The organism is Nitrosopumilus adriaticus (genome assembly GCF_000956175.1).
GTDB classification, from domain to species: domain Archaea; phylum Thermoproteota; class Nitrososphaeria; order Nitrososphaerales; family Nitrosopumilaceae; genus Nitrosopumilus; species Nitrosopumilus adriaticus.
The window spans coordinates 1,482,752-1,494,343 of the sequence record NZ_CP011070.1 but is presented as its reverse complement, the minus strand read 5'-3'; the positions used below and the strand labels follow the sequence as shown (position 1 = coordinate 1,494,343).

At 34.8% G+C, this 11,592-nt stretch carries 21 protein-coding genes; 9 read left to right on the top strand and 12 right to left on the bottom strand.

Annotated features, from left to right (window positions below):
* Positions 1 to 101: 101 nt before the first annotated feature.
* The gene (locus tag NADRNF5_RS08900) at positions 102 to 1,340 is read right to left on the bottom strand and encodes a sensor histidine kinase (protein WP_048117631.1); all 1,239 of its coding nucleotides are present in this window, start codon (positions 1,338 to 1,340) and stop codon (positions 102 to 104) included.
* A gap of 266 nt (positions 1,341 to 1,606) precedes the next feature.
* Here NADRNF5_RS08900 and NADRNF5_RS08895 point away from each other — a divergent pair, with 266 nt between their 5' ends.
* The 4 genes from NADRNF5_RS08895 (at position 1,607) to NADRNF5_RS11175 (ending at position 3,445) form a co-directional block, all read left to right on the top strand.
* Positions 1,607 to 2,116: a hypothetical protein gene (locus NADRNF5_RS08895; RefSeq protein ID WP_048117628.1), complete on the top strand. Its 510-nt coding sequence runs from the start codon at positions 1,607 to 1,609 to the stop codon at positions 2,114 to 2,116.
* Positions 2,117 to 2,175: 59 nt separating this feature from the next.
* On the top strand, positions 2,176 to 2,481 hold the full coding sequence (gene rpl12p / locus NADRNF5_RS08890) for a 50S ribosomal protein P1 (protein WP_048119491.1): 306 nt from the start codon (positions 2,176 to 2,178) through the stop codon (positions 2,479 to 2,481).
* A 98-nt stretch (positions 2,482 to 2,579) separates the two neighbouring features.
* Positions 2,580 to 3,212 (top strand): trimeric intracellular cation channel family protein, encoded by a 633-nt coding sequence (locus NADRNF5_RS08885; RefSeq protein WP_192828320.1) that lies wholly within the window; start codon positions 2,580 to 2,582, stop codon positions 3,210 to 3,212.
* Positions 3,213 to 3,277: 65 nt separating this feature from the next.
* Positions 3,278 to 3,445, top strand: a complete 168-nt coding sequence (locus NADRNF5_RS11175; protein WP_160289405.1) for a hypothetical protein — start codon at positions 3,278 to 3,280, stop codon at positions 3,443 to 3,445.
* Between the two features lie 60 nt (positions 3,446 to 3,505).
* Here the strand turns inward: NADRNF5_RS11175 and NADRNF5_RS11465 are convergent, their stop codons facing one another.
* From NADRNF5_RS11465 to NADRNF5_RS08860, 7 genes are all read right to left on the bottom strand, one after another.
* Complete coding sequence (locus NADRNF5_RS11465) at positions 3,506 to 3,646, bottom strand: hypothetical protein (protein ID WP_192828380.1); 141 nt, start codon at positions 3,644 to 3,646, stop codon at positions 3,506 to 3,508.
* Positions 3,647 to 3,988: 342 nt separating this feature from the next.
* Positions 3,989 to 4,513 carry an Lrp/AsnC ligand binding domain-containing protein gene (locus NADRNF5_RS08880; protein ID WP_048119485.1) on the bottom strand — a complete coding sequence of 175 codons (525 nt, stop codon included), beginning with the start codon at positions 4,511 to 4,513 and terminating at the stop codon, positions 3,989 to 3,991.
* Positions 4,514 to 4,608: 95 nt separating this feature from the next.
* Positions 4,609 to 4,800: a DUF1059 domain-containing protein gene (locus NADRNF5_RS08875; protein WP_048117623.1), complete on the bottom strand. Its 192-nt coding sequence runs from the start codon at positions 4,798 to 4,800 to the stop codon at positions 4,609 to 4,611.
* A 105-nt stretch (positions 4,801 to 4,905) separates the two neighbouring features.
* Positions 4,906 to 5,328 carry a hypothetical protein gene (locus tag NADRNF5_RS08870; protein WP_148313092.1) on the bottom strand — a complete coding sequence of 141 codons (423 nt, stop codon included), beginning with the start codon at positions 5,326 to 5,328 and terminating at the stop codon, positions 4,906 to 4,908.
* 65 nt (positions 5,329 to 5,393) lie between these two features.
* The gene (locus tag NADRNF5_RS08865) at positions 5,394 to 5,648 is read right to left on the bottom strand and encodes a hypothetical protein (RefSeq protein ID WP_048117619.1); all 255 of its coding nucleotides are present in this window, start codon (positions 5,646 to 5,648) and stop codon (positions 5,394 to 5,396) included.
* A 242-nt stretch (positions 5,649 to 5,890) separates the two neighbouring features.
* Positions 5,891 to 6,055: a hypothetical protein gene (locus NADRNF5_RS11460; protein WP_192828319.1), complete on the bottom strand. Its 165-nt coding sequence runs from the start codon at positions 6,053 to 6,055 to the stop codon at positions 5,891 to 5,893.
* 91 nt (positions 6,056 to 6,146) lie between these two features.
* Entirely contained in the window at positions 6,147 to 7,094 is a 948-nt protein-coding gene (locus tag NADRNF5_RS08860) for a calcium/sodium antiporter (protein ID WP_052661927.1), read from the bottom strand.
* A gap of 41 nt (positions 7,095 to 7,135) precedes the next feature.
* On the opposite strand from NADRNF5_RS08860, the gene NADRNF5_RS08855 reads away from it, so the two are divergent.
* Both NADRNF5_RS08855 and NADRNF5_RS11455 read left to right on the top strand, forming a co-directional pair.
* Positions 7,136 to 7,531: a hypothetical protein gene (locus NADRNF5_RS08855; RefSeq protein ID WP_048117615.1), complete on the top strand. Its 396-nt coding sequence runs from the start codon at positions 7,136 to 7,138 to the stop codon at positions 7,529 to 7,531.
* A gap of 267 nt (positions 7,532 to 7,798) precedes the next feature.
* A complete protein-coding gene (locus tag NADRNF5_RS11455) occupies positions 7,799 to 7,939 on the top strand; it encodes a hypothetical protein (protein WP_182130103.1) in 141 nt (46 codons plus the stop codon).
* 42 nt (positions 7,940 to 7,981) lie between these two features.
* On the opposite strand, the gene NADRNF5_RS08850 is transcribed toward NADRNF5_RS11455, so the two are convergent.
* Positions 7,982 to 8,458 (bottom strand): universal stress protein, encoded by a 477-nt coding sequence (locus NADRNF5_RS08850; protein ID WP_048117612.1) that lies wholly within the window; start codon positions 8,456 to 8,458, stop codon positions 7,982 to 7,984.
* Between the two features lie 579 nt (positions 8,459 to 9,037).
* On the opposite strand from NADRNF5_RS08850, the gene NADRNF5_RS08845 reads away from it, so the two are divergent.
* A complete protein-coding gene (locus tag NADRNF5_RS08845) occupies positions 9,038 to 9,460 on the top strand; it encodes a DoxX family protein (RefSeq protein WP_048117609.1) in 423 nt (140 codons plus the stop codon).
* 70 nt (positions 9,461 to 9,530) lie between these two features.
* A complete protein-coding gene (locus NADRNF5_RS11450) occupies positions 9,531 to 9,671 on the top strand; it encodes a hypothetical protein (protein ID WP_192828318.1) in 141 nt (46 codons plus the stop codon).
* Positions 9,672 to 9,707: 36 nt separating this feature from the next.
* Here the strand turns inward: NADRNF5_RS11450 and NADRNF5_RS08840 are convergent, their stop codons facing one another.
* The 3 genes from NADRNF5_RS08840 to hsp20 all read right to left on the bottom strand — a co-directional run bounded on the left by NADRNF5_RS08840 (position 9,708) and on the right by hsp20 (position 11,097).
* Positions 9,708 to 10,124 carry a universal stress protein gene (locus NADRNF5_RS08840; protein WP_048117605.1) on the bottom strand — a complete coding sequence of 139 codons (417 nt, stop codon included), beginning with the start codon at positions 10,122 to 10,124 and terminating at the stop codon, positions 9,708 to 9,710.
* A 147-nt stretch (positions 10,125 to 10,271) separates the two neighbouring features.
* Entirely contained in the window at positions 10,272 to 10,514 is a 243-nt protein-coding gene (locus tag NADRNF5_RS08835) for a hypothetical protein (protein WP_237089259.1), read from the bottom strand.
* A gap of 88 nt (positions 10,515 to 10,602) precedes the next feature.
* Complete coding sequence (hsp20, locus tag NADRNF5_RS08830) at positions 10,603 to 11,097, bottom strand: archaeal heat shock protein Hsp20 (protein WP_048117602.1); 495 nt, start codon at positions 11,095 to 11,097, stop codon at positions 10,603 to 10,605.
* Between the two features lie 127 nt (positions 11,098 to 11,224).
* On the opposite strand from hsp20, the gene NADRNF5_RS08825 reads away from it, so the two are divergent.
* Positions 11,225 to 11,428 carry a hypothetical protein gene (locus NADRNF5_RS08825; RefSeq protein WP_048117599.1) on the top strand — a complete coding sequence of 68 codons (204 nt, stop codon included), beginning with the start codon at positions 11,225 to 11,227 and terminating at the stop codon, positions 11,426 to 11,428.
* Positions 11,429 to 11,592: the final 164 nt, after the last annotated feature.

Here is an 11,592-nt window from a genome sequence, read left to right as displayed (position 1 = left end):
TGTTAAAGAATAATTATCTAGTAGAGAAAATAACGTCTCAATTTATCTGATTTGTTTCTCAAGTTTTAGTAAATGCTAGTCATTGAGGAATTATGCTAATGCTATTTTGGCAATTTTATGATAAATGATTTTGGTGAATCCTGATATTCAATAGTTCCACCATGACTTTCAACAATAGTTTTACAGATAGGTAAGCCCAACCCTGTCCCTTCTTGTTTTGTAGTAAATAACGGCTCAAATAATTTCTCAATTTCTGCAGGTGGAATTGGCATCCCAGAATCCATAATTTTGATGGTGGTATTTTTTTCATCTTCTTCAATGCTTATTGTCATCTTGCCTTTTTCTGACATGCTTTCAATAGAATTCTTTACAAGGTTAGTCAATACGCGCTCAAACTGAAATTTATCACAATTAATCGTCAAATCCTTGGCAGGCATAATGATTTGAACAGATGGTGGGATCAACATAGATTCCAAAATATTTGAAATTAACAAAGATGATTTTACATGCTCTTTTCTAATACGTCGCTCACGCAAATAATCTAGAGTATCCGTAAGATGTGAATCAATTCTTTTAATTGCCTGATTTGTTTTTTCAATAGCCTTCTTATCTGAATCAGAAAAGTGCTGGGAGTTGCGTGCATTTAGTATGTCTGAAGAATGCTGAATGATAGTCAAGGGATTTCTAATGTCATGTACAAATGTGGCAGTCATCTCTCCAATGGTTGAGAATTTTTCTAATTTCAATAACTCTTTTTGATGCGCCTCAAATATTCGTAATATTAGAAAAATCAAACCAACATGTGCCACGATGTTAATTATTGCAAAAAATATTTGCAAATATATCAAATCAGTTGTAGCCTCACTCAAATCTGAAGATATGGAATTTGTCAAAGTGTTTGCTGAATGAATCAATTCATTATTAATAGATTGAATTTTTAGTAATTGGTTTTGATTAATTTCGTCTGACTCCATAAAACCTAATACTTCTTTTTCATAGTTTGTAAAGTGAAAATACATTTCATTCCATTGTTCATTAAAATTCAATGGTAATGGTGCAACATACAATCTATCTACAAGGCCCCCATCTTTTACAATGAGGATGTTTTTCTCAAGCTCTTTCAAACTGGCCGTGATGTCTGTATGGGATGGGTTTTCTCTAACATAATGATCAAAGTCTAGCTGGGCAGATAGTGCTAGAAATCGGGTTTTTCCAGATATGTTAACTAAATTACCCAGATTTGTTTTTTCATTTTCAATAGATACTAGAGTAAGAAAACTAGCTAAAATAATAATTATTTGAATTATCACAAGTAAAGTGATTTTTAGTAATGGCTTCAACTCATAAATTCCCTTAAAACAGCTAATTTTGTAAATTATTTAATGATACTCATTGTTTAATCTCTGAAATTACTATATCGTAAAATGTTCTATAATTTTTAATTTGAACTCTATTCTGATTGAAGATTAATCATACTATTTCCTCTAAATTTTCTACTTGATTTTGATAATAATTTGGATTATGGTTAGAATCCTTGAAGTACTAGACATTAGTCACAAAAAACATTCTGCATTACTTAAAATATAATGCATACTGGAGTAATTCCATGTTTGGCAAGAAACCTGTTCTGAAAGAAGGCGTTCAAATATTTTCAGTCAAAAAGAATGGTGAATTCAACGACTTTATCTTCGCCATTGTTACTGGAGTTGACGGACGAAAGGTTGGAATCAACGGAGTAATTGTAAATCCAATTGGTCTGAAAAACAAGATTGAACAGGGAAAGACCGGTGAGCGCTCCCGAGAAATTCTAGAGCATCCAACTCCGGACAATGTAGTACTTGCCTTGGTGTATCGGGTAGAGCATGAGAACTATACTGCAGTTTTAGATCTCGATGTTGACAAGTGTGATATCCTGCCGCCAAAAATTTACAATATGCTAGATGGTTGGATTCGCGAATCACTACCTGAATTTATCAACGCAGTTTTGTCACTGCCACCAGGTTCTGAAAGAGATGAGGCAAAGCGAGTACTCCGAAACAGAATGGATACATTAATTGACAAAAATCTAAAGCGAACACTTTATGCTGTATGTCGAAGTCTGAAGATTCTAAACTGAGTTTTCTAGGCGTCATTTCTCCATAGTTTTATATTATGCCCCAAGAAAATCTCGATACAATGGAATATGTTTACGCTGCTTTACTTCTTCACAAACTAGACAAAGAAGTCAACGAAGCAAACCTCACATCAGTTGTAAAAGCATCTGGTGCAGAAGTTAATGAAGCTCAAGTTAAAGCACTGGTAGCAGCCCTAGCCGATGTTAACATCGATGAGGCAGTTAAAGCCGCACCTGTAGCAGTTGCAGCAGCAGCCGCCCCAGCAGAGGCAGCAGCCGGTGGTGAAGCAAAGAAAGAAGAAACACCTGAAGAAAAAGGCAAGACCGAAGAAGCAGCCATGGAAGGACTGTCCTCACTATTTGGCTAAGCAACTTTACTTTTTTCAACATAATTTTTAATTTCTAATTTTTTGATCCGATCTTTTTTCATTAATCTTAATTAGTGATCTTTCTGCCAAAGAATTGTTTGGTAGATTTCTCTTTTCCAATTGATGGCTTTATCAGTATCTTAGATTACTTGGGGACAATCGCATTTGCAGTAACTGGAGCTTCAAAAGCAATCTCTCACAAAGCTGACATTTTTGGAATTATTGTTTTGGCAACTGTAGTAGGTGTTGGCGGCGGAGTGACGCGAGATGTAATCTTTGGTAGATTCCCAACTGCGTTCTCTGATCCAATCTATGTCTCTCTGACTGTAATTGCAGGAGTTGTGATGTTTTTCTTGTTTACAAAAATGAAAAAGCAGATGAATGTCTGGCTGGTCTTTGATGCAGTGGGATTGGGTGTGTTTTCCATCTTGGGCGCATCAATTGCATTTCAGATAGTTGGATTGAATTTTCTTCCAATGCTCTTTGGCGGAATGATTACAGCAATTGGCGGTGGAATACTCAGAGATGTCTTTGTTAGAGAAATTCCAATCGTATTTGTAAAAGAAGTGTATGCCATTGCATCAATTATTGGAATTGTGATTTTCTATGTTACGTTGTCTTCTGGCGTTGAGATTCAGTTGGCATCAATTATTGGAATTGTTGCAACTACTGGAATCAGACTATTGGCAATGAAGTTTAACTGGAATTTGCCAAAGGTTCGAGAAGCTTGAGTTAATTTATGAATTTACTTTATGATATTAGTAATTGTTAGATATCATTATGTCTATATTCCCATATGGTCAAAACAACCAAACTAGTCAAACAAGAATCTGGGGATTACAAAATAGATATTTCAGAAGAGGATATTTCTGAACTAGGTTGGAGCAATGGGTTTGTTCTAAAAATTGATGTGGGCGATGATAAAATAGTCGTTGAAAAATTAAGTGGATTTATGGGAAAATGATTCTGCTTAAATTGAGTATGTGTATTTTTGAAAAATATATTTCAAAAATAAAGTTGGATATTATCCGCCTGTAGCTGCATCAAACAAGGCACATTCACATTTGTCTCTTTCCCCACAATAGGGGCACTTGCAATGGCAGTGAGGTAAAGGATTTTTACATGCCTCGCAGCACGTGTATTCTTCTAAATCCTGTTTTAACATGCTATCCATCCGTCACAGGACATGCATATTCTCATCCCGTCTTCATTTTCATAACTTTTAGAGCCTGGAGGGCATTCACATTTTTTAATTTCATTCATACTATTAAGATACATTTGTCATATTATAGTGAAGAAAAAATTTTCTTAAAAGATGTTTAATTAATTCAAAATTAATTGACAATTATTAAGAATTAGAGTGGTTAACGATAAATCAAAGATCTTCTAATTGTATGCATGGAAGAGACAAAAAATAGAGAAAAAGACAAAGAGAAACTCAAAGACCGAATTGCTAAAGGCGAAGTGCTAGAATTTACCTGAGAAATAAACTACAATAATGTGTACGTCAATCTTGTTCGTTGATTACATTAAGTGTCATGCTAGATTTAATGTGAGGCAGAGCTCTTATTGCTTTAGTGATGATATTTTCTAGTGTTTTGTTATCTGCTGTCTCAATTTTACAAATCACATCATAGAATCCAAAGACTACGTCGGCCTCTTTTACTTCAGGTATGTGACTAAGATTTTTCAGAGTTGGATATTCCTCTCCCTTATCACAGTGAATCACCACATATGCTTGAGCTTGATTTTGTCCAAGCATTGCCCCAATTAATTTTTCAGAGGATTGGAATAATTCTCCTGATTCTGAACGAGTCAAAGTTACAGTAGATCGAATTTTTGGCATTTTACGAATCACACCTGTAACTGTCTCTCTGATCTTCTTTTCAGAATCTGATTCAATCTGTACTACAATATCATATAGCCCCAGTGTTCCACGTGCCTCTTTTACACCGTCAGTTTTTTTCAGTGATGAGATAACATCTTTCTCAGAACCCAAATCACAGCTCATTAACACATAGGATCTTGGCATTCTATTGCGTCCTCCCATTCCAATTTGAAATAAACTGAAACATCATCAATTGATCAATTAATGGAAATAAAATTTGAATTGTCATTGTTTCTCAATTATGTTTGCTTGGGTTTATGGGCTGGCTCTGAACTTTTTCGCTTTATTGAATCCATAATGGTCTCTTTTGAGTAATCAATCCCATGTTCTTTATTCATATGCTCCCAAAAATCAAAAACTATTTTCTCAGCACTTCCTCTGGATACATAGTTGCATCCAAAACCATATTCACCACACCTAAGATCCACCATAATACGTCTACCCGTATCTAAAATAAAAAGAACATTTTAAAAAATTCTAAAATTTGTTTTCTTTTTTGGATTAAATTGGATAGTTGTAAAGTATGTAAGAAAGAATTATGTTTTTAATTGCATGCCGTACTTTGACATCAATAATTCCATAATCTCCTTATTTATTGAAGTAAATGATTTTGTCGAATCATTGAATGTTGCAAATGCTTGCTCTGTTGTTCTGACAGTATCTGATAAGATCTCATTTTGTTTGAGATAAGCTTGAATCGACATCTCTGTCATCTCATGAATAGTTTGTATTGCTGAATCTGATACTTTGGGCAAAAATCCTACTTTTTCTGCATACTCTTTTTCTAGTGAAATGGCAGAATTTATCACCATCTTCCAGGCATCAATATAGTCTTGCTGTAGTCTCACTAGTGATTTGTGAAAATTCGGCGAGGCATTTTTTGTTGCATGAATAATTTTGGAATTGCTTTTTTTAGATGCTGCAAAGAAGTCTTTGGGTTGCTGAGCAACTTTACTCATCAATGGATAATTTACCGTCAATTAAATAAAAATGTCCATTGCAAAACTAAACAAATGTTCAAAAATTATGCTGGAACGGATATTTTTTGTAAATAGTCATAATGGGTTCTCAAAAACTCCATTAGCTTCCTGTCTTCCTCTTTGTTAATTGGTGCGCCGTTTGCAAGAATGCTCAGATATTTTAAATCTGATTCTAGTAAGCGAAGTGATTTTTTGACTCCTTCATAATACTTCATCCTCAAATATTCTGCAATGCTCTCCTCAATTCTTAAAATACTGTCTTGCAATTTTTTTATCTCACTGTTAATGTCTGAGGGCATTGATTTTCTAGTAATAATATTAAAGATAACTTTGATTATTTGATTTCTTTATTGATGTAAAAAATATCGAAAAAAAATAAACAAATGTTAATAATTTCTAATGCCATATTTTTATTTCTCAATGCAGTACCTATCTTGTAGTAATCATCAAAGAAAACATCGATAGAAATCAGAGTATCGTTGTGGGAAAGGTCAATGGATCTGCTTGTATGATTACTACGACTTTTGGAATATTTCTTGAGCTAATCTATTTCGTCTAGATATTCCCCTTCAATTGGGGTTGCTGTAATTTGCTCAAAGCTAGTAGCCTTGCACTGCGGACATTCTGTAATGTTTGTAACTCCTGCCTTTTTAGAAAATACATTGCCACAAGACTTGCAAACTCTAAGTTCATCTAATGTTGCCATGCCTATAATTACACATTCTGCTTATTTTACATATTGCAAAAATCCAACCTTGGAAACTCTAGATGCCTAGAATTTTTCATCTAGGATTCATCTATTGTCTGTACAACAAAAATATCACATAACCCACATACCCTGCAACTAACAGCACTCCTTCTTTTCTGGATATGACAAAGCCGCTGCGCATTATTGGAATTAGTACCAGGCTGAAACCAATCATTATCCCAATATCGATTAGCACTTTTTCACTAACTGTAATTCCTGAGATTAATGATGATATTCCAAGAATTGCCATGATGTTGAAGATGTTACTTCCGACAATGTTTCCGACACTAAGATCTGCATGGCCTTTTCTTGCAGCAACAATGGATGTGATTAACTCTGGCAGGGATGTTCCAATTGCCACTAGTGTTAATCCCATGAATAACTCTGATATTCCAAAACTGGCACCAATTATCACAGCATTATCTACTGTAAGAAACGAACCACCAGTAAGTAACCCAAGACCGATAATCATGAAAATTATTGATTTTGAAAAAACATTTTTTTCTAAAATCTGGTATGCTGGTACATTTTGAATGTCTGTATCTTTTTTTGAGCTGCGATAGCTAAACCAGGTAAAAACAAAAATTCCTGCAACAAGTAATGCGCCATCAACAAAATCAATTTTCCCATCAATGATTATCGCCAAGAGTAATAGTGATATGCCAATCATAATCGGCACTTCTTTTCTTATGGCAGATTTTGAAACAATTATCGGACTAACAATTGCAGAAAGTCCTAGAATTGCACCGATATTGACGATGTTGCTGCCAACCACGTTGCCCAAAGCTACATCTGATAGTCCTTGCATTGCAGATGAAATGCTCACTGCAAGCTCAGGAGTTGATGTGCCAAAAGCCACTACTGTCAATCCAATTACTAGCTGACTTACTCCCAGTCTGTTTGATATTGCAATTGATCCTTTTACTAGCCATTCTGCCCCAAAGTAAAGCATGACCAATCCTGCCCCTACAAGTAAAAAGTTGAAAATTAACTCCACGAGAACTATTTTGATATAATCTACTTTAATTGTTTTAATTTATGAACTTGATATTTTCCTCATCTTTCAAAAAAGGACTCAGCTATGCTACCTTTACACTAATGGTAGTCTATGTTTTTGGTTTGGTAAATATTGAATACTCTTCATTAGGAATCTCAGAACCATTATTTGAAATTACAAAAGAAATTGTTGTTTTCTTTGATGTAATATTTTGGATAATAGTGTCTCTCTTGACCGTAGAGCTATTCATTGCATATCTTAAAGTTCGAGATGCCAAAACTTTTGTAAAAAAATACTGGCTAGAAATATTACTGCTTGTCTTTATGCCTGTATTTGCTGGTTTTAAAATACTGAAACTAAGCTTGAAAGTCCTAAAGCAGCTCAAAGTAGGAAAATCAGTCTTTAAGATAATTCAGAAATTAAAAAAATCAAAATAATTCATGACTAAAATGCAAGTCTTGAATTTGTTATGAACTGCTAGAATTTCCAACTATCTGTAGAGTGAATGCAAATGAAGGCAGACCTGCTTTTGAAAATGATGTAAAACAACAATTTAGAGCAGCTGTCTTATCACGATTCACTCAAGATACATTACGACAATCGAACTCATAAACTGCTAGTCTTTTGATTTGAATCTGAATCAAATCAACTCTTTAGTTGTTTAATTATACGATAGTACTGAGTATCGTTCCGAGGTGAAAAATATGCAAACTCAGAAAATCAGCACATGGGACAAAATGGTACATGCACCATTCAGAAAGGTCGTAAAATTTGACCTTATTTGTATGGGAATTGGTGTTGTCATGGGTATGGGTATTGGTGCCTTTATTGCAACCAGTATTTAGTTTTCATACCTATTTTCTGGGACAGATGAAATACTCTGTCTCTTATTTTTCCCCAACTTTTTCTATGTCAATTAAAGTTACAGGACAAGTTACATTCTCAACAACTTTGCGTGAGACACTTCCAAGTGAGAGCAGTTTTTTCATTCCTTTGAGCTTTCTTCGTTTTGACATGACAATCAGATCTACTTTGTTTTTTTCAACAAACTCCAAAATGTGTTCAGCTGCATCGCCAATCTCTACTTTGACTTCTACTGCAATTCCACTATCTTTGCATTGTTGAGCTGATTTTTCCATTCTCTTCTCCATGTCTTTTCTGATCTCCTCGTTTGCATCATCAATGCTTTTCAGTAAATCTTCTCGTTCAGATGATGATAATGCAAATGATGGTGGGGCTTGTATTGCCTCTACAATATGTAAAATGATAATTTTAGAAGATTCTCTTGCAGCATTAATGGCATGCTTTAATGCCTCATCTCCTGCATCTGTTCCTCCATGAGGTACGAGGATTGTTTTATACATGATCAAAAATTTACAATTTCCTGTAAATAAAGTATCTAGTGTTTCTCAAATTAGGTTTTTGAGTCTTGCACCATCTAAACTCCAATTTGATACGTGAGTTTTATTTTCCATGTATACCATAATGAATTGACTTTGTACGAGATTAAATCAAAAACCCTTGTTCTTAATAGAATGAATGCTCTATATGGTATATAGAATTCATGATAAGACAGCTGCACACTCCTATACCAGTGCAGGTCTGCCTTCATTGATTCTATTTATCTACACCATTCACAACAAAATCTCTGAGATTCAGGCACCATTCCCATTTTGATTAGGTATTCCATGGATGATGACACTTCATACTTTTCTCTGCATTTTGTGCATACTGCCATCATTGGGGCACCACTCTCTTTCTCATAAAGTATTATGTTAGTATATTGATGATAAAAAATAGTTTGTTTACTCTGATCGATCAAAAACCATCTAAATTAATCCCAGGCTGATGTTTTTCAAATTTTTTTGAATCTCTTGTTATTCTGGCAGTTCAAATCAAATTTGGATAAATCCTTTTAATTAAAAATTCGAGCATAATCTCAAATGCTATCTGAAACTAAGATGAGTCAAAATATTCTTCATGATATCACTCATTGGGGAATTCGAGCATCAATTGGTGCGATATTTCTAGTTCATAGTTTAAAGAAATTTGATCCTAGCTGGCAGGAGTGGCTGGTAGGAATTGGCATACCTCCTGAGATGCAACTTCCAATTGCACTTGCAGAATTCATTGGAGGTATTCTGCTAATCATTGGAGTGCTAAATAGAATTACTGGTGCAGTATTTTCAGTGATATTGCTTGGTGCAATTTTCCATATTAGGTGGGAGAATGGATTTTTTGTATCAAAAGGAGGATGGGAGTGGGATCTTGTGATGCTAGCTGCAGTGTTGGCAATAATTGTTGCAGGTCCTGGAAGAATATCTCTTGCAAGTTTGATTAAGAAACTTCCAAAATTCCTCTATTAGGCATAATCTATCAATTCCGTTTTTGGAACATTTGAGTATTTCTTATATGCTTACACTCATACTATACTATATGAAGAAACGAATCACTATAATGATTGACGAAGATCTAGACAAGAAACTTCGAGTGTTTCAAGCAAAAGTAATTCAAAAGAACCAATCCTCATACAGTTACTCTCAGGCACTAAATGAAGCATTGAGAAAAACTCTTTGAGCATTTCACAACGTCAGTTTACTTGATTCTTGAAAATTATTTGATCAGGTACACTGGAATTTTGGATTTTTGAAGGACATGGTTTGATACACTACCTATCATGTCTTTTGTGGCAGAACCAGATCCTGTAGTACTCATTACGATATGATCAAACTTGCCTGCTTTTGCAGTGTGGAGTGTAACGTGTCCTGGTGATCCTCTTAGAATTTTAGTTGTAAATTTGACATTTTTGTTTCCAGCGCGTTTTGCTGCTTTTTTTAGAATAATCTTTCCATCTTCCTCTAACTGCTTATCAAACGCCTTTGTTCTTGGGCCTCCATCAATTACGTGGGGGATTACATAAATGCCTGTTACGTGACCATGTGTAAATCCAGCTAGTGTAATTGCTCTGTCTAGGGCTTCAAAGGATTTTTTTGAACCATCAATTGGTACTAGAATTTTATTAAGATCCATTAAAAAAATCCCTGAATCATCCCATATTAACAGTAAATCTGATTCTCAATGAAGAAATTGATACATTAATTGCTAAAAGATATGGATTCTCAAAAATTTGACATGTGGGGAGAAGCATCCTCACATGGTTGAATCGGGTGTCTATGACTATGCCAGTGCTGCGACTGTGTGAGATAAAATTCCCTCTTGATACATGCATTGACTGTGGAATCTAATTTCAGTTAGCTCTGTGCACTGTGTGCAAATCATTTGAATTGGATGCCTGCAATGAAAACATTTCTTTGCTACATCCAATTCCCCTCCGCATTGTCTACATAGCGTATCTGGCATTGTTTGCACCTCAAGGGAAATTTCTCCTACCAATCTTCCATTTGGAAACGACTTCTTCATATTCTGAAGAAATTTTATCCATGCACGTTTTGGCAGATTGTTTTATCTGCTTGAGTGGTGAATTTGCGTTCATCTTTTCACCTCCGAATCATTCTACTGACACCAGCTTACCTTGAGGTTTTTCTTCGGCAAGCGCCAATGTCAGTTCCAATACTCCGTTTGTGTATTTTGCTTTGGCAGAATTTTCATCTACTTTAGTTGGTAGAGGAATTTTCTTTTCGTACTTTCTGTCATTGTGTTCTGCTGAGAGCAAGACCAGTTTGTCTGATACGTTTAGTTTGATATCAGATTTTTCAATTCCTGGCATCTCAGATACTATCTTGAGGGTACGTTCTTTTTCGTCAACTGATACATCGACATATGGATCTCTTACTGACGAATCAGGGAGATAACTTCCTGGTTTTGCATTTCCCCATTCAGTTACATGAGGAACTCCATCTTCCCCTACAGTCTTTACGTAACCGTAGTAGTATGGGCCAAAAGTTTGGACTGTGCCTCCCCTTGGACTATCGAAGACATCGCCCATTGAAAAAAAGGGATTCGACAATCTTCGAAATGCTCTTTCGAATTGGTCATCAAACATCTTTTAATCACTGAATTAGTGTAATGGTGATTACAAAATATAAATTTTTTGCATAAATCGTATATTAATGACAACATGTCATAAATATTACAACATTAAAATACTACTATTCCAATGAGTATTCTCAATGGCAACTGCGATTTTAGAATATGAAAACCAAGTAAAACCAAGATCAGAAAGACAGGTTACCTATTTTTGCAGATTATGTCGAGGATATGGGATTAAAACTAGAAAATCCCATTTACAGAATTTTCATAATGCAAATAGAGACACTGTAACCAAACGAAGTAACAATGATCTTGTTGATGTGATTTTCATCGAATCAAAATAAATTCAATTTTTGAACTATTAATTCGATGTTTTTTATCTGTGTATGATTTTCTACTATTATTGATAATGTTCTTGTTCTATAGAATGAGAATTAATGCCTGGAAAAATAAAAAAGATTTCTCTACTTGAACTAATTCTGAATCAAGTCAATATCGATCCCCCTTT